General features: G+C 61.0%; 18 protein-coding genes. 11 read left to right on the top strand and 7 right to left on the bottom strand.

Annotated elements, in window-relative coordinates; genetic code table 11:
* Position 1 precedes the first annotated feature (1 nt).
* The 3 genes from hutI to hutG are packed head-to-tail and all read left to right on the top strand — an operon-like array spanning position 2 to position 3,476.
* Positions 2–1,276 carry an imidazolonepropionase gene (gene hutI, locus B9Z40_RS07565; protein ID WP_100172596.1) on the top strand — a complete coding sequence of 425 codons (1,275 nt, stop codon included), beginning with the start codon at positions 2–4 and terminating at the stop codon, positions 1,274–1,276.
* Positions 1,273–2,667: a formimidoylglutamate deiminase gene (locus B9Z40_RS07560; protein WP_100172595.1), complete on the top strand. Its 1,395-nt coding sequence runs from the start codon at positions 1,273–1,275 to the stop codon at positions 2,665–2,667. Before hutI ends, B9Z40_RS07560 begins: the two co-directional genes overlap by 4 nt.
* Positions 2,664–3,476: an N-formylglutamate deformylase gene (hutG, locus tag B9Z40_RS07555; protein WP_100172594.1), complete on the top strand. Its 813-nt coding sequence runs from the start codon at positions 2,664–2,666 to the stop codon at positions 3,474–3,476. The genes B9Z40_RS07560 and hutG overlap by 4 nt, the downstream gene beginning before the upstream one ends.
* A 16-nt stretch (positions 3,477–3,492) precedes the next feature.
* Here the strand turns inward: hutG and B9Z40_RS07550 are convergent, their stop codons facing one another.
* Positions 3,493–4,644, bottom strand: a complete 1,152-nt coding sequence (locus tag B9Z40_RS07550) for an alkane 1-monooxygenase (protein ID WP_100172986.1) — start codon at positions 4,642–4,644, stop codon at positions 3,493–3,495.
* Positions 4,645–4,821: 177 nt separating this feature from the next.
* Here B9Z40_RS07550 and B9Z40_RS07545 point away from each other — a divergent pair, with 177 nt between their 5' ends.
* Complete coding sequence (locus B9Z40_RS07545; protein ID WP_100172985.1) at positions 4,822–6,414, top strand: GMC family oxidoreductase; 1,593 nt, start codon at positions 4,822–4,824, stop codon at positions 6,412–6,414.
* Between the two features lie 153 nt (positions 6,415–6,567).
* Here B9Z40_RS07545 and gap read toward each other — a convergent pair whose 3' ends face one another.
* The 3 genes from gap to B9Z40_RS07530 all read right to left on the bottom strand — a co-directional run bounded on the left by gap (position 6,568) and on the right by B9Z40_RS07530 (position 10,951).
* The gene (gap, locus tag B9Z40_RS07540) at positions 6,568–7,575 is read right to left on the bottom strand and encodes a type I glyceraldehyde-3-phosphate dehydrogenase (protein ID WP_100172593.1); all 1,008 of its coding nucleotides are present in this window, start codon (positions 7,573–7,575) and stop codon (positions 6,568–6,570) included.
* A 140-nt stretch (positions 7,576–7,715) separates the two neighbouring features.
* The gene (gene tkt, locus B9Z40_RS07535; protein ID WP_100172592.1) at positions 7,716–9,746 is read right to left on the bottom strand and encodes a transketolase; all 2,031 of its coding nucleotides are present in this window, start codon (positions 9,744–9,746) and stop codon (positions 7,716–7,718) included.
* Positions 9,747–9,844: 98 nt separating this feature from the next.
* Entirely contained in the window at positions 9,845–10,951 is a 1,107-nt protein-coding gene (locus B9Z40_RS07530; protein WP_100172591.1) for an aromatic ring-hydroxylating dioxygenase subunit alpha, read from the bottom strand.
* A gap of 153 nt (positions 10,952–11,104) precedes the next feature.
* Between B9Z40_RS07530 and B9Z40_RS07525 the strand changes: the two genes are divergently transcribed.
* From B9Z40_RS07525 to B9Z40_RS17080, 7 genes are all read left to right on the top strand, one after another.
* The gene (locus B9Z40_RS07525) at positions 11,105–11,815 is read left to right on the top strand and encodes a nucleotidyltransferase family protein (protein ID WP_100172984.1); all 711 of its coding nucleotides are present in this window, start codon (positions 11,105–11,107) and stop codon (positions 11,813–11,815) included.
* 133 nt (positions 11,816–11,948) lie between these two features.
* A complete protein-coding gene (locus B9Z40_RS07520) occupies positions 11,949–13,337 on the top strand; it encodes an aminopeptidase P N-terminal domain-containing protein (RefSeq protein WP_100172590.1) in 1,389 nt (462 codons plus the stop codon).
* Between the two features lie 7 nt (positions 13,338–13,344).
* Positions 13,345–13,974: an MOSC domain-containing protein gene (locus B9Z40_RS07515; RefSeq protein ID WP_100172589.1), complete on the top strand. Its 630-nt coding sequence runs from the start codon at positions 13,345–13,347 to the stop codon at positions 13,972–13,974.
* 212 nt (positions 13,975–14,186) lie between these two features.
* Positions 14,187–16,490 (top strand): NADP-dependent malic enzyme, encoded by a 2,304-nt coding sequence (locus B9Z40_RS07510; RefSeq protein WP_100172588.1) that lies wholly within the window; start codon positions 14,187–14,189, stop codon positions 16,488–16,490.
* Between the two features lie 153 nt (positions 16,491–16,643).
* On the top strand, positions 16,644–17,057 hold the full coding sequence (locus B9Z40_RS07505) for a ribonuclease domain-containing protein (protein ID WP_100172587.1): 414 nt from the start codon (positions 16,644–16,646) through the stop codon (positions 17,055–17,057).
* Between the two features lie 28 nt (positions 17,058–17,085).
* On the top strand, positions 17,086–17,511 hold the full coding sequence (locus tag B9Z40_RS07500; protein ID WP_100172586.1) for a barstar family protein: 426 nt from the start codon (positions 17,086–17,088) through the stop codon (positions 17,509–17,511).
* Positions 17,490–17,696 (top strand): hypothetical protein, encoded by a 207-nt coding sequence (locus tag B9Z40_RS17080; protein WP_143473937.1) that lies wholly within the window; start codon positions 17,490–17,492, stop codon positions 17,694–17,696. The genes B9Z40_RS07500 and B9Z40_RS17080 overlap by 22 nt, the downstream gene beginning before the upstream one ends.
* Before the next feature lie 109 nt (positions 17,697–17,805).
* Here B9Z40_RS17080 and rsmA read toward each other — a convergent pair whose 3' ends face one another.
* From rsmA to B9Z40_RS07485, 3 genes are read right to left on the bottom strand one after another with little or no spacing between them, the layout of a single operon-like run.
* The gene (gene rsmA, locus B9Z40_RS07495; protein ID WP_100172585.1) at positions 17,806–18,579 is read right to left on the bottom strand and encodes a 16S rRNA (adenine(1518)-N(6)/adenine(1519)-N(6))-dimethyltransferase RsmA; all 774 of its coding nucleotides are present in this window, start codon (positions 18,577–18,579) and stop codon (positions 17,806–17,808) included.
* Positions 18,576–19,931 carry a peptidylprolyl isomerase gene (locus tag B9Z40_RS07490; protein WP_100172584.1) on the bottom strand — a complete coding sequence of 452 codons (1,356 nt, stop codon included), beginning with the start codon at positions 19,929–19,931 and terminating at the stop codon, positions 18,576–18,578. Before B9Z40_RS07490 ends, rsmA begins: the two co-directional genes overlap by 4 nt.
* On the bottom strand, positions 19,924–22,281 hold the full coding sequence (locus B9Z40_RS07485; protein WP_233204821.1) for an LPS-assembly protein LptD: 2,358 nt from the start codon (positions 22,279–22,281) through the stop codon (positions 19,924–19,926). The genes B9Z40_RS07490 and B9Z40_RS07485 overlap by 8 nt, the downstream gene beginning before the upstream one ends.
* Between the last annotated feature and the right edge of the window lie 148 nt (positions 22,282–22,429).

Genomic DNA, 22,429 nt, shown 5'->3' with positions numbered 1-22,429 from the left:
CATGAACGCTTCACTGTCCCCTGATTCATGGCCCAGCGCCGACGGCATTTGGCACCACCTGCACTTGGCACCCGAGGCTTTGGGTGCAGGTACGCCAGCCGTGACCGACGCGGCCATCGTGGTTGCACAAGGGGCCATCGCCTGGGTGGGCGCGCACGCAGATGTGCCAGACGCTTATCGGCAATTGCCCCAACACGACGGTCATGGCGCCTTGGTCACGCCCGGTTTGGTCGACTGCCACACGCACTTGGTGTACGGCGGGCAGCGTGCCAACGAATTCGCCATGCGCTTGGCCGGAGCCAGCTACGAAGAGGTGGCGCGTGCCGGGGGCGGCATTGTGTCGAGCGTCAAGGCCACACGCGAGGCCAGCGAAGATGAATTGTTCGACGCGGCTGTGCCGCGTTTGCAGGCTTTGCTGGCCGAAGGCGTGTGTGCCATCGAGATCAAATCGGGCTATGGCCTGAGCTTGGAACACGAGCGCAAACAGTTGCGCGTGGCCCGGCGTCTGGGCGAGGTGTTTGGCGTCACGGTTCGCACCACGTTTTTGGGGGCGCATGCGCTGCCGCCCGAATACGCTGGGCGCAGCGACGATTACATCCAGCTGGTGTGTGAAAAGATGATGCCTGCACTCGCTGCCGACGGCTTGGTCGACGCGGTGGATGTGTTCTGCGAAACCATTGGCTTCACGCTGGCGCAAACCGAGCAAGTCTTCCAAGCCGCGCAAGCGCTGGGCTTGCCGGTCAAGCTGCATGCCGAGCAGCTGTCGGACATGGGCGGCTCGGCGCTGGCGGCGCGTTTCGGCGCGCTGTCGTGCGACCACATCGAACATCTGAGCGCCGAAGGCATTGCCGCCATGCGGCAAGCGGACACGGTGGCGGTGCTCTTGCCTGGCGCTTACTTCACCCTGCGCGACACGCATATGCCGCCCATTGCCGGCCTCCGCGCAGCGGGTGTGCCCATGGCCGTGTCCACCGACCACAACCCGGGTACCTCGCCTGCTTTGAGTTTGCTGTTGATGCTCAACATGGCGTGCACCTTGTTTCGTTTGACGGTGCCCGAAGCGCTGGCGGGCGTGACCCGCCACGCCGCGCAGGCACTGGGCCTCCAGGCCACGCATGGCCGCATCGCGGTCGGCTGCCCCGCCAACTTCGTGCTCTGGCCTTTGGGCGATGTGGCAGAACTGGCCTATTGGCTGGGCCAGCGTCCGGCGTGCCGCGTCGTGCGCCAGGGCCGCTTGGCGGTCGACGGCATGCGCGTGCAGCGGAGCGCCCCATGAAGCCGCGCAGCCTGTTTGCCGAACACGCCTTGCTGCCCACGGGTTGGGCGCGCGATGTGCTGTTGTCGTGGAACGACCAAGGCTTGATCACGGGTGTGAAAGCGCAGGCCACTTGCCCTGAAGGCGTAACACGCGCCACTGGCCCCGTGGTACCAGGCATGCCCAATTTGCATTCACACGCGTTTCAACGGGCGTTTGGCGGCTTGACCGAATACCGGGGGGCTGCCCAAGACAGTTTCTGGAGCTGGCGCAGCCTGATGTACGGCTTTGCAGCGGCCATCACGCCCGAACAACTGGAAGCCATTGCCACGGGCCTGTATGTGGAGATGCTGGAGGCCGGTTACACCAGCGTGTGCGAATTCCATTACGTGCACCACGACCCAGAGGGCCGCCCTTATGCAGATGACGCCAACTTGTCGATGTGCCTGTTGCGAGCGGCGGCACGCGCAGGCATGGGCCTGACGCTCCTGCCCGTGCTCTACCAAACCAGCGGCTTTGGCGGCACACCGCCCAGCGTTGGCCAGCGGCGCTTCATCCGCTCCACCGACAACATGCTGGCCTTGCTGCAAAAGCTCAAACCCTTGTGTGAGGCGCAAGGCGCTCGCCTGGGCTTGGCGCCGCACTCTTTGCGCGCCGTGCCGCCCGACAGCTTGCGCGAGGCCCTGGCCGGTTTGCACGCCCTGGACGTCACGGCCCCGGTGCACATCCACATTGCCGAGCAAACCGCCGAGGTCGATGCCTGCCTGGCCTGGAGCGGGCAGCGCCCGGTGCAGTGGCTGCTTGAGCACGCCCCGGTCGATGCGCGTTGGTGCTTGGTGCACGCCACCCACATGAGCGCCGAGGAAAGCACCCGCGCCGCCCGCACGGGCGCTGTGGCGGGCCTGTGCCCCAGCACCGAAGCCAATTTGGGCGATGGCATTTTTGATGCCCCCACTTGGTTGCAAGCCAACGGCCGTTGGGGTGTGGGCTCGGACAGCCACGCCTGCGTGAACGCTGCCGAAGAGCTGATGCTGCTCGAATACAGCCAGCGCCTGGCCACGCGCCAGCGCAATGTGCTGGCCAGTGCCGCGCAGCCTTCGGTGGCCACATCCATGACCTTGCAAGCGGTGGCCGGTGGCGCTCAAGCCAGTGCGCGTCCAGTCGCCGGCTTGGCTGTGGGTCAGCAGGCCGACATGGTGGTGCTGGATGCACAGCACCCACTGCTGCGCGACCTGCCTACGCCCGAGGCCATGCTGTCGGCCCATGTGTTTGCCAGCCACCGCCAGTCGGCCTTGCAACAGGTGTGGGTGGCAGGCCGTGTGCAGGTCCAGTCGGGCCACCATGTTTTGCACGACGCAGCCCTGAGCGGCTTGGTGGCCGCACGTCGACAACTTCTTGAAAACACGCCATGACTTTTGAAACCACCGAACCTGCTTTTCGCTTTCGCCAAGGCACACGCCCGTTGCTGATTTCCATGCCGCATGTGGGCACGCATGTGCCGCCTGCACTGGCTGCACGCCTCACCGACGAAGCCCAGCGCGTGCCCGACACCGACTGGCATCTGGAGCGCCTGTACGACTTTGCCGATGCTCTGGGCGCCTCGGTGCTGGTGGCCACGCATTCGCGCTTTGTCATCGACTTGAACCGCCCACCGGACGGAGCCAGCCTGTACCCCGGGCAAAGCGTGACGGGCCTGTGCCCGGTGGACTTGTTCGACGATCAGCCGCTCTACCGTGACCCGGCCGATGTGCCGGGCGAGTCCGAAATTGCCGAGCGCCGCGAGGCCATCTGGCAGCCTTACCATGCGCAACTCGCGCAAGAGCTGGCCCGCATCAAGGCCCAGCACGGCGTGGCCGCCTTGTGGGACGCGCACTCCATCCGCTCGGTATTGCCGCGATTTTTTGAAGGTCGCTTGACCGATCTGAACCTGGGCACCGCCAACGGTGCCAGCTGCAACCCGGCGCTGGCCGAACAACTGCTGGCCATTGGCCAAGCCGCTCTAGGCTACACCGCCGTGCTCAACGGCCGCTTCAAGGGTGGGCACATCACCCGCCAATACGGCAACCCGGCGCAAGGCATCCACGCGGTCCAGCTCGAGATGACGCAATGCAGCTACATGCAAGAAAGCTGGCCGTTTGATTACTTGCCTGAAGTGGCTGCGGGTGTGCAGCCGCATGTGCGCAAGATGCTGGAGGCGGTGTTGGCGTTTGTGGAAAAGTGACCTCTCGGCACAGCGCTCAACCCCAACGTTGTGCCAGTTTGGCCTTGGCCGTCGCTTGCAGGTTGACCAAACCCAAGTCTGAGCCATAGTGCGCCATCACACGCGGGTCCATCCACGCAAACCACAGAGGCGGCAGATAAGCCACCGTGATCATGGTGGCGTAACCTGCGGGCAATTGCGGTGCGGTGGCGAAATGCCGCAGTGCTTGGTAGCGCCGACTGGGGTGGGCGTGGTGGTCGGAATGCCTTTGCAGGTGATAGAGCAGCAGGTTGCCCACCAAGTGGTTGCTGTTCCACGAATGCTCGGGCTCGCAACGCACATAGCGCCCAGACGCATCCCGCTGGCGCAGCAAACCGTAGTGCTCCACGTAGTTCACCACCTCCAGCATCGAGGCGGCGTACACACTCTGTAAAACCAAAAACGGTAAGACAGTCCAACCCAGCCAAGCGACCAGCACGCCAAACAGCACCAGGGTCAAGCTCCAAGCCTGCAGGTTGTGGTTTTGGAGGTGCCAAACGCTCAGGCCTTGTTTGTTCAGGCGCTCTTGTTCCAGTGCCCAAGCCGACTGCAGACTGCCCCAGACCGAGCGCGGCAAAAAGGCCCAAAAGCTTTCTCCCATGCGTGCGCTCGCCGGGTCTTCTGGGGTGGCCACGCGTTTGTGATGCCCCCGGTTGTGCTCCACAAAAAAGTGGCCATACGCACTGGGCGCCAAAGCGATTTTGGACAGCCACCGGTCCAAGGCTTCTTTTTTGTGGCCCAGTTCATGCGCGGTGCCAATGCCGATGCCATTGATTGCGCCCACCGTCAACACCAAGGCGATGTAGCCAAACCAAGGCAGTGCTTGAGTGGCCGCGATCCAAGCGCCCATCACCGTGCCGATCATCTGTAAAGGGACATAGGCCCACACCAAAGCGCGGTAGAACAAATCCTGATCGAGCTGTGCCACCGCCGATTCGGGTGGGTTGCTGAAGTCTTCGCCAAAGATGCGGTCGAGCAGCGGTAAGAAAAGGTGAATGACCAAGGGTGCCAAAAGCATGCACCACCACTGGCCACTCAGGACGAAGGCGAGCAATGAGCTTGTGAAGGCCAGTGGGATCGCGGGGCTGAACAACCACAACCAGCGCTTGTCGTGCCAATCCTCTTGGCGTACGACCGATGGCTTGCTCATGGCTTCAACCTGCTCAGGCATTCCGTGTCAAAAACTTCAATGACAGACAACATGGTGTTCCCCCAAAATTTGTTTCATTGTGAGGGTTCGGGTGCCGCCTTGCTTGACGCACGCAAGACAGGTACAGACCTGCCCCAGGCCGTATATTGGTCACACCAGTTTTTTGGCGAGGTACTCATGGAATTTGACTATGTGATCGTGGGCGGTGGCTCGGCCGGTTGTGTGCTGGCCGCCCGTTTGAGCGAAGACCCTGCCGTGCAGGTCGCCCTGATCGAGGCTGGGCCGCCAGACACCAGCGCCTTGATCCATTGCCCTGCGGGCATTGCGCTCATGGCGCGCACTGAAATCGTCTCGCAAGGCTTGAACACCGTGCCGCAGCCCGGCTTGAACGGCCGTATCGGCTTTCAGCCGCGTGGCCGCACTCTGGGGGGCTCCAGCTCAACCAATGCGATGGCCTATATCCGTGGCCAAAAGGCCGATTACGACCATTGGGCCGAGCAGGGTTGTACGGGATGGTCATGGGACGAGGTCTTGCCTTATTTTCTGAAGGCCGAGCACAACGAGCGCATCCACAACGAATGGCATGGCCAAAACGGCCCTTTGAACGTGGCCGACCTGCAAAGCCCCAATGCATTTGCCAAGCGTTTTGTCGAGGCGGGTGTGCAAGCCGGTTTGGCGCACACCACCGACTTCAATGGCCCCACACAAGAAGGTGTAGGCCTGTACCAGGTCACGCAAAAGGCAGGCGAGCGTTTCAGCGCGGCCAAGGGCTACCTCACGCCCAAGTTGGGCCGGCCCAACTTGCACGTCATGACCGGCGTCACCGTGGACCGCATTGGTTTGGTGGATGGCGTGGCGCGGCAGGTTCACACCTTGCAGGGTGGCCAGGCACAGACCGTGACTGCCCGGCGAGAAATCATTTTGAGTGCAGGCGCTTTCCAGTCGCCCGCCATCCTGATGCGCTCAGGCATTGGGCCTGCTGCGCATTTGCAAAGCCTGGGCATCGAGGTGCTCCGCGACTTGCCCGGGGTGGGCGAAAACCTGCACGACCATCCGGACGCGGTGCTGGTGGCCGATGCGCCGGGGCAGACCGATTTGATCGGCGTGTCACCCAAAGGCACATGGCACACCTTGCAAGCCTTGTGGGCATGGCACAAACACCGAAAGGGGCGCCTGACCACCAACTTCGCCGAGGGCGGTGCGTTTTACAAAAGCCGTCCTGACGAGGCGCACCCGGACATACAACTGCACTTTGTGGTGGCCAAACTGGTGGACCATGGCCGTCAACTCACGCTGGGGCATGGCTACTCTTTGCATGTGTGCTTGTTGCAACCGGACAGCCGAGGCCGTGTGCATCTGGCCGACCGCAACCCCAACAGCGCACCGCTGATTGACCCGCAGTTTTTGAGCGATCCGCGTGACCTGCAGCGCTTGCGCGACGGGGTTCGCCAAGCCCAAAAAATTCTGGCCCAGCCCGCTTTGGCCGCGTATGGCAAGGAATGGGCAGCATCTGCCGATGCCCGCACCGATGAACAACTCGACCACTGGGTTCGCCAAAACGCCGACACGGTCTACCACCCGGTGGGCACCTGCCGCATGGGCCAAGACAACATGGCGGTGGTGGATGCGCAGCTGCGCGTGCACGGCGTGCCGGGCCTGCGGGTGGTCGATGCCTCTGTCATGCCGCGCATCGTGAGCGGCAACACCAACGCGCCGACCATCATGATCGCGGAGAAGGCGGCGGATTGCATACGTAGCCATCGCCCATGAAAAAAGCGCCCGAAGGCGCTTTCAGCAAGACCACCATGACCCAGATGCCGGTGCCCCGTCGGGGCGATGTGGCAAAGCGAAGCGCCTCTGAGCCCTGGCGGGGCACCGGCATCTGCGTCTGCCGCAGGCACCTGACACCCCATCAGAGGCAGCTCACTTCTTCTTGGCCACCACCCGCACCATCTCCAGGCACTGCTTGGCGTAACCCCATTCGTTGTCGTACCAAGCCACGATCTTGACGAAGCTCTTGTCCAGAGCAATGCCCGCTGTCGCGTCGAACACGCTGGCGCAGGATTCGCCGCGGAAGTCGGTGGAGACGACTTTTTCGTCGGTGTAGCCCAGCACGCCTTTGAGGGCGCCTTCGCTTTGCGCTTTCATTTCTGCGCAGATCTCGGCGTAGCTGGCGTCGCTGTTCAGCTCTACGGTCAGGTCAATGACCGACACGTCCGACGTGGGCACACGGAAGGCCATGCCGGTGATCTTGCCCTTGATCTCGGGGATCACCACGCCCACGGCCTTGGCTGCGCCCGTGCTGCTGGGGATGATGTTTTCGAGGATGCCTCGGCCACCGCGCCAGTCTTTGCGGGACGAACCGTCTACGGTCATCTGGCTCGCAGTAGCAGCGTGCACCGTGGTCATCAGGCCGCGCTTGATGCCCCATTTGTCGTTGAGCACTTTCACCACAGGGGCCAAGCAGTTGGTGGTGCAGCTGGCGTTCGAGACGATGGCTTCGCCCGCATACTTTTTGTGGTTCACGCCATAGACAAACATGGGGATGCTGTCTTTGGACGGGGCCGAGATCACGACCTTTTTGGCACCCGCAGCGATGTGCATCTGGCTGGTCGGTTCGGTCAGGTAGTGGCCCGTGCATTCGAGCACGATGTCCACGCCCATCTGGCCCCAGCGCAGGTTATGCGCGTCACGCTCATGCGAGAGTTTGATTTTTTTGCCGTTGACGATCAGGCTGTCTTCGGTGAAGTCCACGGTGCCATCAAAGCGGCCGTGCACGCTGTCGTACTTGAGCATGTACGCCAAGTAGTCGGCGGGCTTGGGGTCGTTGATGCCGACGATCTGGATGTCGGTGTAGCCGTGTTTGAGCGCAGCGCGCAGCGCCAGACGGCCGATGCGGCCGAATCCGTTGATACCCAGCTTGATGGTCATGGTGAGAGCCTCGGGAAAAAATTACGAAACAGTTACGTAACCGGATTGGAAACCAGAACCCTTTCATGGGCCTGATCCCTGAACCCGGTGTCAGCCCTTTTCAGCGCTGACACCCGCGTTCAGTCCCGGTCAGTGGCCTTTTAGGCCTTGAGCAGCGCGGCGTGGACGGTGTCGGCCACGTTTTCGGCGGTGAAGCCGAAGTGTTTGAAGAGCACAGGCGCTGGCGCCGACTCGCCATAGGTGTCGATGCCGACCACGGCGGCGCAGCCGTATTTCCACCAGCCGTCGGTAGAACCCATCTCGACCGCCACGCGGGGGATGCCCGCAGGCAGCACGCTTTGTTTGTATTCGCTGTCTTGGCGGTCAAACACATTGGTGCTGGGCATGGAGACCACGCGCACACCAATTTTGCGTTCGGCCAGCAGCTTTTGCGCAGCCATGGCCAGTTGCACTTCAGAGCCGGTGGCGATGATCACGCCGTGGGTCTTCTTGATGCCGACTTCGCTGGGCTCTGCCAGCACATAAGCGCCGCGGCTGATGTCGCCCAGATCGCTCTTGGGCGAGTAGGTCAGGTTTTGACGTGACAGCAGCAGAGCCGAGGGGCGGTTCGCGTTTTGCAGGGCCACAGCCCAAGCCACGGTGGTTTCAGCCGTGTCTGCCGGACGCCACACGTCCAAGCCAGGGATCAGGCGCAGGCTGGCAGCGTGCTCAATCGACTGGTGGGTCGGGCCGTCTTCGCCCAGACCGATGGAGTCGTGGGTGAAGACGTGGATCACGCGTTGCTTCATCAGCGCGGCCATGCGGATGGCGTTGCGTGAGTAATCGCTGAATGTCAGGAAAGTACCGCCGTAGGGGATGTAGCCACCGTGCAGGGCCACGCCGTTCATGATGGCAGCCATGCCGAATTCGCGCACGCCGTAGTTGATGTGGCGGCCAATCTGACCTTCAGCAGTCTTGACCACGTCACCGGCCAGGTCCACGCGGAAGGCGGGGGTGCTCTTGGTGTTGGTCAGGTTGGAGCCGGTCAGGTCGGCCGAGCCGCCCAGCATTTCGGGCAGTGCAGCGGTGAAGGCTTCCAGGGCCAGTTGGCTGGCCTTGCGGCTGGCCACGGTCTCGCCCTTGGTGTGGGCGGCGACCACGGCGTCAAACGCCACCTGGTTGAAGTTCTTGGGCAAGTCGCCCTTCATGCGGCGCACAAACTCTTTGGCTTGTGCGGGGAAGGCGGCTTTGTAAGCGGCAAAGGCGGTGTTCCACTCGGCTTCGCGGGCTTTGCCAGCGGCCTTGGCGTCCCAGTCGGCATAGACCTCTTTGGGGATTTTGAAGGGCTCGGCCGTCCAGCCCAGGGCTTCGCGGGTGAGTTTGATTTCTTCAGCGCCCAGTGGCTCGCCGTGGGCTTTGGAGGTGCCTGCACGGTTGGGCGAGCCCTTGCCGATGGCGGTCTTGCAGACGATCAACGTAGGCTTGTCGGCGCTGTGTTTGGCGGCGGCGATGGCCTTGGACACGGCCGCTGCGTCGTGGCCGTCCACGGCGTCGATCACGTTCCAGCCGCAGGCGGCAAAGCGCTGAGGCGTGTTGTCGATGAACCAAGGAGCCACTTGGCCGTCGATCGAGATGCCGTTGTCGTCGTACAGGGCGATCAGCTTGTTCAGCTTCCAGGCGCCGGCCAGGGCCACGGCTTCGTGGCTGATGCCTTCCATCAGGCAACCGTCACCCAGGAACACATAGGTGTGGTGGTTGACGATGGCGTGGCCAGCTTGGTTGAACTCTGCGGCCAGCATTTTTTCGGCCAGCGCCATGCCCACGGCGTTGGTGATGCCTTGGCCCAGTGGGCCGGTGGTGGTTTCCACGCCGGGCGTCACGCCAACTTCGGGGTGGCCAGCAGTTTTGCTGTGCAAGGTACGGAATTTCTTGAGCTCATCGATCGGAAGCTTGTAGCCGGTCAGGTGCAGCACCGAATAAATCAGCATGGAGCCGTGGCCGTTGGACAGCACAAAGCGGTCGCGATTGGCCCAATGTGGGTTGCTCGGGTTGTGTTGCAAGTGATCGCCCCACAGCGCCACGGCCATGTCGGCCATGCCCATGGGCGCGCCGGGGTGACCGGAGTTGGCTTGTTGAACGGCGTCCATTGCGAGGGCGCGGATGGCGTTCGCCATTTGCTGTGTATTGGCCATGAAGGAGCAACTCCGGTGATGAATTCGGGAAAACCCGTGATTTTAGCGGTTGTCCGCTGCACGGCAAGGCGCTGCGATCGCAGGGAGCAAAGCCTGCTTCAGCCCTGCGTTTCTTGGCGTTGCCGCGTCAGCACGTAACGGCGCATGGCCACAGAAGGGGCATCGGCCGCCACTGAAAATTCGTACAAATCTTCAGGGGGGGTGCTGGCCAGAGCCAGTTCTTGCAGCGCCAAGCCGTCCACGTCTTCTTGAAAAGCCACAAACAACTGATCGTGCATGAAGCGGGTGGTGGCCGCGTCGTTCAATGCAAAGTCGCGTCCATGCACGATGAAGTAATGCGTGCTGGTGGCGGTTTCGGGGGTGGGCATGTGCGCGGTGCGGATGCGAAACTCGGGCCGCTTGTTTTCCGGCCCATTTTCTGGGAGGTGGCAATCGTAGAAAGTCACCGACACCTCGTGCAGCCCCAGGCTGCGAAATTCGGAGCGCACGATGCGGGCGGCCTGGCCCTGTCCGGTCAAACCTGTGGGAATGGCCCACACTGGCGGCAAGGTGGTGGGCACCACGTTGCGCAGCAAGGCAAATTGGCCATCGCCGATGACACTTTCAAAAGCTGCTTTGGCGTAATCGGGGGTGCCGAAACTTTTGGCGTGCAAAAAACTCAAATGCGTCAGGTCCAGCAGGTTTTCGTGCAAGCGCACATAACTGGCTTGCAAACTCAAATAGCCTTGTGAGCGTTCCCACTCCGGGCTTTCCATCCACTCTTGTGGCGGCAGTTTGGACAGGTCCGCTTCTTCTGCTTCGCCCATCCAGATCCAGACCACCGCCCCGCGCTCGTGGGTTCGGTAAGCCTTGATGCCCACGTTTTTGGGGCAGTTGGCTTGAGAGGGCACCTCGATGCAGTCGCCCTCGGTGTTGAAACGCAGGCCGTGGTAACCACACACGATGGTGTCTTGTGTCAGCGTGCCGGCTGACAGCGGCATGGAGCGGTGTGGGCAGCGGTCTTCCAGTGCCACCACTTGGCCCGTGCTGGTTCTGTAAAAAACCAGGCGGCGGCCCAACAGGGTGCGGGCGAGCAGCTGGTCTTTGATTTCCTCGCCAAGGGCGGCCACGTACCAATCGTTCATGACAAAAGGGGTGTGGCGGTCGGCCATGCGTTGCGAGGCGTTTTGTGCAGCGGTGATGACGGCGGGCAGGGGGCGTGTCATGGGGGTCCGGTGTGTAAAAGTGCTGGAAAGAGTTTAGGCCTGCTCTTTGGGCTTGTCCTGTCCCGTGAGCGCCTCAAAGCATGGCAACATCGAACGATGTCGATTTCAACTTCTTCACAAGTGCCCCCGCGCGGAGGGGCTCATGCCCAAGCCATGGTCCTTGCCGCCGGGCGCGGTGAGCGCATGCGCCCCTTGACCGACGCAACACCCAAGCCGCTGCTGCGCGTGCGTGGCCAGCCGCTCATTCAGTGGCCCATGCAGGCTTTGGCCCAGGGTGGCTTTGTGCGTCAATTGATCAACATCGCCTGGCTGGGCGAGCAAATCCCGGCGCATTTTGGTGAGCGCGTGACCTGGCCCGGCTTGCCCGAGGTGCAACTCACCTACTCCCACGAAGGTCAGGACTTTGGCCAGGCGCTGGAGACGGCAGGCGGCATCGTCCGCGCCCTGCCCCAGCTGGCGGATGTGTTTTGGGTGGTGGCAGGCGATGTGTTTGCGCCGGATTTTGTGTTCGCGCCAGAGGCTGTTCAGCGATTTGCCGCCAGCGATGCCTTGGCCCATGTGTGGTTGGTGCCCAACCCTGCGCACAATGTGGGCGGTGACTTTGGCTTGTCTCCCGAAGGCCTGGTGCTGAACCTGGCCAAAGGGGCGGCAGGTCGCGATCACACCTTCAGCACCATCGCGTTGTACAAAAAAGCCTTCTTTGCAGACGGTGGCCTGCCTCCCGGCAACCCCCAAGGCGTTGCGCTGGCGCTGGCGCCCTTGCTTCGTGCCGCGATGGACCGAGGGCAAGTGACGGGCGAGGTCTACAAGGGCCCATGGACCGATGTGGGCACGCCTGAGCGGCTGGCGCAGCTGAACATTTGAGCGTCACCCTTGATCCACTGGGGTGGAAATTTTGTGGGAGCCCCGCCCCCGGGGCGGGGGTTCGCAGTGCATGGGTGGCCTATCGCGGCGAGGGCGCTGCTCCCACAAGCGTCACCGCTCCTACAATGTTCAAATGACCTCTCACACGATCTACGCCGAACGCCGTGCCCGCCTCGCTGCCCAATTGGGTGCAGGCGGTATCGCCATCATCCCCACAGCGCCCGAGCGCCAGCGCAACCGCGACAGCGATTACCTGTACCGGCACGACAGTTACTTCTATTACCTGACCGGCTTCACCGAGCCGCATGCCAGTTTGGTGATCACGGCCGAGGGCGAGTGCACCTTGTTTTGCCAGGCGAAAGACTTGGAGCGCGAAATTTGGGACGGCATCCGTTTGGGGCCTGAGGCCGCGCCTGCCGCATTGGGCGTGAACCGGGCTTTGCCGATCGGCGAGTTGGCCGCGCACATGCCCAAGTTGCTGGAAAACCGCAGCACCGTTTGGTACCCGTTTGCCATCCACACCGGGCTCGAAAGTCTGGTGAACGGCTGGCTGCAGTCGGTGCGCGCGCGTGTGCGTTACGGCGCTTTGTGCCCCGAGCAGCAGCGCGATCTGTGCAGCTTGCTCGACGAGATGCGGCTGGTCAAAGACGCACACGAGCAGGACATCATGCGCAGCGCCAGCACCATCAGCGCCCGCGCCCACATCCGCGCCATGCAGTGCAGCGCAGCCATGCTGCGTGCGGGGCAAGAGGTGCGCGAATACCACCTGGACGCCGAGTTGCTGCACGAGTTCCGCCAGCACGGCTCGCAGTACCCCGCTTACGGCTCCATCGTGGCGGGCGGGGCCAATGCTTGCGTGCTGCATTACCGCGCCGATGCGGGGCCAATCCGCGATGGCGACCTGGTGCTGATCGACGCCGGTTGCGAGTTAGATGGATACGCCAGCGACATCACCCGCACCTTCCCCGCTAACGGAAAATTCTCTGGACCGCAACGCGCGCTGTACGACTTGGTGCTTGCGTCCCAAGACGCCGCCGTGGCCGCCACCAAGGCGGGCGCTCGTTTTGTGGATCCGCACGAGGCCACGGTGGCCGTGCTGGCGCAGGGCCTGCTTGACGTGGGCCTGCTCGACAAAAAGAAGGTGGGCAACGCACAAGACGTGATCGCCAACCGCAGTTATTTCCAGTTCTACATGCACCGCACCGGCCACTGGCTGGGCATGGACGTGCACGATTGCGGCAGCTATGTCGAGCCCTCGCAGGTGGGCCAGGTCAGTGAGCGCAAAGACCCGCTGAGCGGCGAACTGATCAAGGACCGCCCCAGCCGCATCCTGCAGCCGGGCATGGTGCTGACCATCGAGCCGGGCCTGTATGTGCGCCCTGCACCGGGCGTGCCAGAGCAGTTCCACAACATCGGCATCCGCATCGAAGACGACGCCATCGTGACCGCCACGAGCTGCGAGCTGATCACACGCGACGTGCCCGTCAAGGCCGACGAAATCGAAGCCTTGATGCGGGGCTGAAAGGCCCATGCAACCCAGCCCGCAGCCCACTTTTCAGCCGAATTCACCGTCCGGTTTGTCGGGCACCCTGCTCGCCATCCAGACTGGGCAAGTTCGCCCCCTGATGGTGGGCGGGCGCAAATTGGTGTCGGCCATTGGCAAAACCACCGTCTCCGGCCCCATTGAGGTCGGGGTGCTGGGCTTGGCCGGGGACGAGCAGGCCGACTTGTCGGTGCATGGTGGCCTCAGCAAAGCGGTGTACGCCTTGCCGTCGGAGCATCTGGCGTGGTGGCAAGCACAGCGCCAAACCCGCGGGGCCACGATGTTTGAAGAAACTTTGACGCCGGGTTATTTGGGCGAAAACCTGAGCTTGCAAGGCCTGCTCGAACAAGACTTGTTCATTGGTGATCGCCTTGATTTTGGCGATGTCGTTTTTCGAATCACCCAACCCCGCGAGCCTTGCGGCAAGTTCAACGCCGTCATGGGCTACGCTTTGGCAGCCAAAGACATGGTGCAAAGTGGTCGCTGTGGCTTCTATCTGGCGGTGGAGCAAACCGGCTTTTTGCAAGCCGGAGCCCAATGCCAAGTGCTGGCGGGTTCTCGCTCAACCCGCGTGACCGAGGCTTTGCAACATAAAGCTTGGAAGCATTTGCGCTGATTGGCCACCCTAACGGCCTTCATTTGTGTGAAAAAGTCAAAAGCCAACTCACTTGCGAAGGGCATTACCCAGGCCTTGAGGGTTGAATGCGGGGTCTACAATGAAAATATCGACCGACTGTCGCCCTGGGTGTTGACAAATCTTTTGCCATCTATGAAGGCTGCTGAATCCCGGCAGCCCTGACAGCACATCCCTACAACGGAGCCAAAACAATGACCAACAAGGTCCAAGCCGAAGAAAAACGCGCCCAGTTGCGCAAAGCCGCACTCGAGTACCACGAGTTCCCTACGCCCGGCAAAATCGCCATCGCCCCGACCAAACAGCTGGTCAACCAACACGATTTGGCGCTGGCTTACTCACCCGGTGTGGCCGCACCGTGCGAAGAGATCGTCAAGGATCCAGCCAACGCCTTCAAGTACACCAGCCGTGGCAACCTGGTGGGTGTTGTGACCAACGGCACGGCTGTGCTGGGCTTGGGCGACATCGGCCCGCTGGCCAGTAAGCCCGTCATGGAAGGCAAGGGCGTCTTGTTCAAGAAGTTCTCGGGCATCGACGTGTTCGACATCGAGATCAACGAGAAAGACCCGGACAAGCTGGTCGAGATCATCGCCGCGCTGGAGCCGACTTTTGGCGGCATCAACCTCGAAGACATCAAGGCGCCTGACTGCTTTTATGTCGAGCGCAAATTGCGTGAGCGCATGAAGATCCCGGTCTTTCACGACGACCAACACGGCACCGCCATCGTGGTGGGTGCCGCCATCTTGAACGGCCTCAAAATCGTGGGCAAAGACCCCAAGAAGATCAAACTGGTCACCTCTGGCGCAGGCGCTGCCGCCTTGGCTTGCCTGGGTTTGTTGGTCAAGCTGGGCATTCCGCGTGAAAACATCTGGGTCACCGACCTGGCCGGTGTGGTCTACGAAGGCCGCACCGAATTGATGGACGAAGACAAGATCCAGTTCGTGCAAAAAACCGAGCACCGCACCCTGCGTGAAGTGATGGCCGGTGCCGACGTGTTCCTGGGCTTGTCGGCTGGCGGTGTGCTCAAGCAAGACATGGTCAAGTCCATGGCCGCCAAGCCACTGATTTTTGCCTTGGCCAACCCCAACCCCGAAATTGATCCTGAAGACGTCAAAGCGGTGCGCGACGACGCCATCATGGCCACCGGGCGCACCGATTACCCCAACCAGGTCAACAACGTCCTGTGCTTCCCCTACATCTTCCGGGGTGCTTTGGATTGCGGCGCGACCACCATCACGCTGGAGATGGAAATCGCAGCCGTGCATGCGATCGCTGAGCTGGCCCAAGCCGAGCAAAGCGAAGTGGTGGCGGCAGCCTATGTGGGCGAGCCCTTGGCTTTTGGCCCCGAGTACCTGATCCCCAAGCCGTTTGATCCGCGCCTGATGATGAAGATCGCGCCTGCCGTGGCCCAGGCTGCCGCTGAGAGCGGCGTGGCTTCGCGCCCGATCGCCGACATGGACGCTTACCGCGAACGGTTGCAAGGCTTCGTGTACGCCTCAGGCACCATGATGAAGCCGATCTTCACCGCTGCCAAACGCGCCTTGAAAAAGCGCATCGCGTACAGCGAAGGCGAAGAAGAGCGCGTGCTGCGTGCCTCTCAGATTGTGGTGGACGAAGGCATTGCCCGCCCCACCTTGATCGGTCGCCCCGCTGTGATTGCCGAGCGCATCGAGAAATTCGGTCTGCGCTTGAGGGAAGAGCTGGATTACGACGTGGTGAACGTCGAACAAGACGACCGTTACCGCGATTTCTGGCAAACCTACCACCGCATGACCGAGCGCAAAGGCATCACCCAGCAGATCGCCAAGATCGAAATGCGTCGTCGTTTGTCACTGATCGGGGCCATGTTGCTGCACAAGGGCGATGTGGACGGCATGATTTGTGGCACTTGGGGCACCAATCCCATGCACTTGAATTACATCGACCAGGTGGTGGGCAAGCGTGCCGGGGTCAACACCTTTGCCTGCATGAACGGTTTGATGCTCCCCGGTCGTCAGGTGTTCATGGTGGACACCCACGTCAATTACGACCCCACAGCCGAGCAGTTGGCCGAGTTCACCGTCATGGCGGCTGAAGAAATGCGCCGTTTTGGTATCCAGCCCAAAGCGGCGTTGTTGTCGCATTCCAATTTCGGTTCATCCAACGAACCCAGCGCCATCAAAATGCGCGATGTTTTGGCCCTTTTGCGCCGAAATGCGCCGTGGCTGGAAGTGGATGGCGAGATGCACGGTGACGTGGCTTTGGACACGGCTGCCCGCCAAGCCATCATGCCCAACAGCAGCTTGATTGGCGACGCGAATTTGCTGGTTTTGCCAAACATTGACGCCGCCAACATCGCTTACAACCTGCTCAAGACGGCGGCGGGTGGCAACATCGCCGTCGGCCCGGTCTTGCTGGGCGCGGCCAAGCCGGTGCATATTTTGACGCCCAGCACCACGGTGCGGCGCATTGTGAACATGACTGCGCTGACAGTGGCCGATGCGAATGCGGCCCGTTAAGGCTTAAAACCAGAGCTTGCGCTCACTTAAACAGCGAATGTCCAGACAAGCCCTGCTTGTTCATTGGGCATTCGCTTGCTTTTTTAGTTTGATTGCCTCACACTAGCGCCTTCGAGTTTTCGGGTTAACCCGGAGGTTCTGAAAGGTGTTTTCATGAAGGTGGCTCGACCAATGTCCACCCCTTTGCGCTGGATGACGGCGTTTTTGGGGTTGTTTTTATCAATTTGCACCCTTGTGGTGCATGCGCGTCCAGCTGCCGATGCCCAAGATTTGCCCACCCTGTGGGTGACAGATTTGCCGCGGGAAGGCCAAGAAACGTACCAACTTATCCATCAAGGAGGTCCTTTTCCATACGAGAAGGACGGGACTGTTTTTGGCAACCGAGAGCGAATTTTGCCCCGTGAGGCACGGGGGTTTTACCTTGAATACACCGTCAGAACGCCGGGGGCTAAGGATCGCGGAGCGCGGCGCATCGTTTGTGGTGGGCAAGCCCCTCGCAAGCCAGAAGCCTGTTACTACACACAAGACCATTACGCGAGTTTTCGCAAGATAGTCGTCAAGCCTTGATTTTTGATTTTAGAGAAAGACCACGGAGATGGACATGCCGATTCGTCACGACCAAGAGGCGCCCCTGAAGGGCGTGCGGTCCAACATCGTGCAGTCGATTCGCGCTTACCGCGTGAGCGATCTGCAAGAAGCCGCCCAAGGGTTGGGCCACCACTTTTTGTACGCCAACCTGGCCCAAGCCCAGAGCAAACAAGACGTGCTGGACCTCATTGGTGCGCAATTCACTTTGCCTTCGCACTTTGGCAAAAATTTTGACGCCTTGTACGACTGCATGACCGACCCCTTGCACAAGTCGGGCCCACAGCCAGGCTTCATCGTGGTGCTGGAACAAATTCCTGCCCACGTCAAATTTGACAAGGAAGCCCGCGAGCAATTGCTGGACATCTTCCGTGACACCGCCGATTACTGGGGAGACAGGAAGATACCCTTCCGATGCTTCTATTCTTTTCTGTAGCCCGTTCTGCGCAAAACAGCCAAGCAGGACGGGCGATTGAGGCACAAACAACCGAAGACGCCGTGATGGCCGAATCGATTGAAGAAGGCGAAAAAATGCCCACCGACAAACTGGTGGACGTGTCGCCTTTGGCGCTGCGCATGAGCAGCCCATTCAACGCGGGTTACTGGCTCGCCGCAGCCTGACTTCCCGTTGAGCCGCACGGTCGGCACGCATGAAAAAGCCCGTCACTGACGGGCTTTTTCGTGGGCGCTGGGTTTAGGCCTTGGCTGCTTTTGATTCCTTCAGACGGGTTCAGACCGCTTGCGCCAAAGCCACGAACTCGGCCACGGGCACTTCCTCGGCACGGCGCTGCAGATCAAATTCTCCAGCAAAGCCCTTTTCATCCAACCATTTGCCCAAGGTGTTGCGCAAAATCTTGCGGCGTTGGCTAAAAGCCACCTGCACCAAAGTTTCGAGTGTCTTGACGTTCACCACCGGTGGCGTGGCCAAAGGCACCATCCGCACCACGGCACTGTCCACACGCGGGGGCGGGTCAAAGCTTTCGGGCGGCACAAACAGCACATTGGCCATGTCGTAGCGCCACTGCAGCATCACCGACAGGCGGCTGTAATCTGAAGTGCTGGGCTTGGCGACCATGCGGTCGATGACTTCTTTTTGCAGCATGAAGTGCTGGTCTTCGACCACATCAACTTGCTCGAGCAAGTGAAACAAAATCGGCGTGGAGATGTTGTAAGGCAAGTTGCCGACGACGCGGATCTTGTGGTGACCGGGCGTTTTGGCCAGCATTTGGCTGGCCAGAGCCCTGAAGTCCACTTTCAGCACATCCGACTCCACCACCGACAGGTGCGGGTGCTCGCGCAGGCGCATGGCCAAATCCCGGTCCAACTCGATGACGGTGAGATGCCCTAAACGCTCCACCAGGGGCTGGGTCAAGGCGGCCAAACCCGGACCGATCTCGGCCATGGGCTGGCCTGCTTCGGGGTTGATCGTGTCGACGATCGCATCGATGATGCCGCCATCGGTCAAGAAGTGTTGACCGAATCGTTTGCGCGCGATGTGTTTCATTGGGGTGGCTCGCGCATCTCAACGTAGGCACGGCCACGGATGTCTTCGACCCAAGTGGCATAGGCCTCCTCCAACTTTTTCTCGCGCAGGGCGCTGCGGGCCAGGGTGCGCTGTTCTTGTTCGCTCATGGGGGCGCTGCGGCGGTCTGTGACTTCGATCAGGTGCACGCCAAAACGCGAGACCACGGGTTCAGCCACTTGGCCAGGGCGCAGGCGGTTCATGGTTTGCTCAAACTCGGGCACAAACATGCCTGGGTTGGCCCAGCCCAAATCCCCGCCTTCTTGCGCACTGCCGTCTTGAGACAGTTCACGGGCCACCACAGCGAAGTCGGCTTTGCCAGACACCACGGCCTGACGCACTTCGGTGAGCTTGGCCACAGCTTGTCCTTGCGACAACTGGTTCGACGGGCGCAGCAAAATGTGGCGAGCACGGGTTTGGGTCACCATCAAGGTTGTGACTTGGCGACGCTCCAGCACTTTGAGGACATGAAAGCCTGCCGCAGAGCGCACAGGTCCAGCCACTTCACCGGCTTTCAGATCGCGTGTGGCCTCTAAAAACAGTTCGGGGTAGCGGTCGGTAGGCCGCAGGCCCATCTCACCACCGTTGGCGCCTTGGTCTGTCGTTTGCGAAAAAGTTTTGGCCAGTTCGGCGAAGTTGTCTCCCCTTTGAGCGCGACGGGCCACATCGGCCGCGCGTTCAGCCAAGGCTTTGACGGCGGACTCGCTGCTGTTTTCTGGCACGGCAATGAGGACCATGCCCAAATTCAATTGGGCGGGCAGCTGGGCCGCTTGGGCTTTGAGCTGTTCATTCAAGAACTGATCCACCTCCAGGTCGCTGACGCGGACACGGCCATCGATTTCACGTTCGCGCAATCGGGCAAGTGTCAGCTGGGTGCGCAATTGCTCGCGAAAGGCGCCCAGCGAGATCCCCTCTTGCGCCAAGCGCTTGAGCATGTCTTCGCGCGACAACTGGTTGCTGCTGGCCACGTTCAGCAAGGCTTGATCGATGGCTTCGGCATCGACTTTGATCCCCACCTCACGCGCCTGTTGCAGCTGCGCTTTTTCGTTGATGAGTTGCTCGACCGCTGCGCGGGTGAGCTCACTGGGGTCCGGGCTTTTGCCGCCGAGGCCCGCAGCCTCGGCGGCCAAACGCTGGCGCAACATGTACACCTCGCGGTTGGTGATGGGCTCAGAATTGACCACAGCCACGATGAAATCGGCTTGGCGAAGCGGTGTTGCTGGCGAAGTGCTGGCGGTGTTTTGAGCCAGCGTGGTGCCCACACCGAGCAAACCTGTCGCGCCGAGGATCGACGCTACAAAAGCCGAGCGGGCAGGAGAGAAAAACTTATTCATAGTGCTGGAACCGACTGGGTTGAACCATGCTGTCACGCAGGTATTGGTAGCGGGGAATGTTGTCACGAAGGACTTTCAGTGGGCTGGCGCCCACGCGTGCAAAACCAATGAACTCAAGTTGAAAAAGAATACGGCTGGTGGCACTGGAGGTGCTGACGGTGTTGATGTTGGTTTGCAGCCGTTGAAAAGCCACACGGCCCAGCCAGCAGCCTGCATCGTATTCAACCCCCACCAAGGTGTCGACAAGGCTGCGCTCTTTCAAGCTGTAATTGAGGCGGCCTACGGAATACCAGCGGTCCGGCCCAAGCCCTTGCCCGGGTGTGCGAGACCAAGCGGTCTCTGCTTGCTGATCGGTGCTGCCGATCAGGTCGCTCAAAGGCCACTGCCAGCCCACATCCACAAATTCGGTGTTGGGTGTGAGCAGTTTGTTGCTCCGGTAAGCGGCATTGATGACTCGGTAGGGGCTTTTGTTGTAGCGCCCCTGCAGTGTGGTTCGGTCGATGCCGTGTGTTTGGTTGTTGGCCTGCACGGTGGCATCCAGCGACCATCGGTCGTCCCAGCGGACACGTGCACCGAGCAAAAGGTCACTCAAGCCCGTGGTGCTGGCCGTTTGCCCCGGCAGCACCACTTGTTGGTCTGAAAACCGTATGCGTTGTGCGACACCCAGCCGAAGCATTTCAGCGCCATTGCTCGCATCAAAAAACCGGCTGTTCACACCCAATGTCAGGGAGTCGTTGTCCACCAGGCGGTCATGGCCGACATAGCTGTTTTCGCTGTAAATGGTGGACAGGTTGAAGTCGGTCGCTCCGCTGTCATAAACCGGCAACATGTCTTGGTTTTTGTACGGCGTGCGCACGTAGAAAGCCCGTGGCTCCAGGGTTTGCAGCACATCACGACCAAACCAACGCGTTTCGCGTTCAAACACCAAACCGGAATCCAGGCTGAAAGTTGGCAAAACCCGATTCACGGTACTTGTGCCATCCGCGAAGGGGGTGTCCATCTGGTAACGGGTGGCGTCCAATTGCACTTTGGGTGTGACAAATCCCCAAGGCCTAATCCAAGAGCGACTCACCTGCGCCTGGACGAAGCTGCGTTCGCCGTTGCGCGGCAAAGTGCCTGCGCTGACGAGGCTGGCAACCCTTGAAAAATCGGCTTCAAAGCGCGTGGTGTCAGCCACCACAGACCAATCCAAGCCCTCTGCGTTCCATTGGCCGTAGCGCATGGTGATCTGAGGCGCTCTGTCGTAGGGCGGTGCGGCTTCTTGCAGGTTTTGCCAACGTTGGACTTGGGCACTCATGCTGAAATCGCCCCGCCCCCAAGACAGCACACCTGTGGAGGGCATGACGCGTTGTGTCAGCGCCAAACCGGATCGGGGGAAATCTCGCCAGTAATTGCTGTCGCTGACTCGGTTCACGGACAGGCCAACACCAATGCGCCCAATGCCGTCAATGCCGGTGTCAATGCCACCGTTGTGCTGAGCGGACAAGCCCCAGCGGCGCTCATCGCGCAACTTGTCAGAGGGCATCAGGTTCAAGCGCAGTTGACCGCTGTAGTCGCGCTCGAGGTAGCGCAATTCCGTGTCGGCGGCGATGCCGCGCTGGCTCATGACGTGCGTGGTCACGGTGGCATCGCGGTTGGGTGCGATGTCAAAGTAATAAGGCAAAGCCATTTCAATGCCGTTGACCGTGTCAACACTGGTCAAGGGCGGCAGAAAGCCGGATTTGCGTTCGCTCGACAGGGGCAAGCTCATCGAGGGGGCGGCGAAGACGGCCATGTCCTGAAAGCGCAGCTGGACCCCTTTGGCCTGGATGCTCGATTCTTCTTCGTCAATCGTCATTTGCGCGGCTTTCATCAGCCACTCGGGGAGCCATTCTGGGCCGGGTGTTCTGCGGCAAGTGGTGTACTTGGCTTGGCGAATGATGGTCCGTTCGTTGTCCACAAACTCGACTTCGCTCGCTTGTCCGTAACCACCGCTGGCATACAGCTCAAATTCCGGTTTTTCAAAACGGCCTTGGAAGCTGTCGACTTTGAGCCTCAGGTGCGGGCCTGAGAACACACTGGTGGGTGTGCTCACACGCACATGCCCTTTGGCGTCGATCACGTCTTGCGTTTGGTCATAGTCGACCCGATCGGCGCTCAAAGCCAAGCCGGGTCGCCGGATGCTGGCTTGGCCTTGGACCACCAAATCCATGTCGGGACGTGCGGTCATTTGTGCGCCCTTGACAAAGACGGCTCCTTCGGAGCGTTGGCGATCTGAGACCGTTTCTTCCAGCAGAGGACTGCTGCGCAGTGTCAGTGGCGCAGGCTGCGCCCAAGACAAACTGAAGCTCGAAGCCCACAGCAAAGCCATGGCCCCATGACGAAAGCCAAGGGCCGTTCGCGGGGTCATTGGCAAACAGAAAAATGCGAAAGAAGAGGCCACAAAATGGGGAAAGTTACAAAACAATCAGCCTGTCCCCCACATATTGAGGCCGCAACAGGCTTTGTAGAATGGGATT

Origin of the sequence: Limnohabitans sp. 15K, from assembly GCF_002778285.1 — a bacterium.
Classification (GTDB): domain Bacteria; phylum Pseudomonadota; class Gammaproteobacteria; order Burkholderiales; family Burkholderiaceae_C; genus Limnohabitans_A.
Note: the sequence above shows the minus strand (reverse complement) of the source record. Positions and strands in the feature narration are given on the sequence as shown.

What these genes read in the sequence shown, in the direction of transcription:
- B9Z40_RS07550 (WP_100172986.1), bottom strand. Translation starts at nt 4,644, where the DNA reads ATGAGCAAGCCATCGGTCGTACGCCAAGAGGATTGGCACGACAAGCGC.
- rsmA (WP_100172585.1), bottom strand. Translation starts at nt 18,579, where the DNA reads ATGAAACACATCGCGCGCAAACGATTCGGTCAACACTTCTTGACCGAT.
- B9Z40_RS07545 (WP_100172985.1), top strand. Translation starts at nt 4,822, where the DNA reads ATGGAATTTGACTATGTGATCGTGGGCGGTGGCTCGGCCGGTTGTGTG.
- B9Z40_RS07485 (WP_233204821.1), bottom strand. Translation starts at nt 22,281, where the DNA reads ATGGCTTTGCTGTGGGCTTCGAGCTTCAGTTTGTCTTGGGCGCAGCCT.
- gap (WP_100172593.1), bottom strand. Translation starts at nt 7,575, where the DNA reads ATGACCATCAAGCTGGGTATCAACGGATTCGGCCGCATCGGCCGTCTG.
- tkt (WP_100172592.1), bottom strand. Translation starts at nt 9,746, where the DNA reads ATGGCCAATACACAGCAAATGGCGAACGCCATCCGCGCCCTCGCAATG.
- B9Z40_RS07500 (WP_100172586.1), top strand. Translation starts at nt 17,086, where the DNA reads ATGGACATGCCGATTCGTCACGACCAAGAGGCGCCCCTGAAGGGCGTG.
- B9Z40_RS17080 (WP_143473937.1), top strand. Translation starts at nt 17,490, where the DNA reads ATGCTTCTATTCTTTTCTGTAGCCCGTTCTGCGCAAAACAGCCAAGCA.
- B9Z40_RS07560 (WP_100172595.1), top strand. Translation starts at nt 1,273, where the DNA reads ATGAAGCCGCGCAGCCTGTTTGCCGAACACGCCTTGCTGCCCACGGGT.
- B9Z40_RS07510 (WP_100172588.1), top strand. Translation starts at nt 14,187, where the DNA reads ATGACCAACAAGGTCCAAGCCGAAGAAAAACGCGCCCAGTTGCGCAAA.
- B9Z40_RS07525 (WP_100172984.1), top strand. Translation starts at nt 11,105, where the DNA reads ATGGTCCTTGCCGCCGGGCGCGGTGAGCGCATGCGCCCCTTGACCGAC.
- B9Z40_RS07515 (WP_100172589.1), top strand. Translation starts at nt 13,345, where the DNA reads ATGCAACCCAGCCCGCAGCCCACTTTTCAGCCGAATTCACCGTCCGGT.
- hutI (WP_100172596.1), top strand. Translation starts at nt 2, where the DNA reads ATGAACGCTTCACTGTCCCCTGATTCATGGCCCAGCGCCGACGGCATT.
- B9Z40_RS07520 (WP_100172590.1), top strand. Translation starts at nt 11,949, where the DNA reads ATGACCTCTCACACGATCTACGCCGAACGCCGTGCCCGCCTCGCTGCC.
- B9Z40_RS07530 (WP_100172591.1), bottom strand. Translation starts at nt 10,951, where the DNA reads ATGACACGCCCCCTGCCCGCCGTCATCACCGCTGCACAAAACGCCTCG.
- hutG (WP_100172594.1), top strand. Translation starts at nt 2,664, where the DNA reads ATGACTTTTGAAACCACCGAACCTGCTTTTCGCTTTCGCCAAGGCACA.
- B9Z40_RS07490 (WP_100172584.1), bottom strand. Translation starts at nt 19,931, where the DNA reads ATGAATAAGTTTTTCTCTCCTGCCCGCTCGGCTTTTGTAGCGTCGATC.
- B9Z40_RS07505 (WP_100172587.1), top strand. Translation starts at nt 16,644, where the DNA reads ATGAAGGTGGCTCGACCAATGTCCACCCCTTTGCGCTGGATGACGGCG.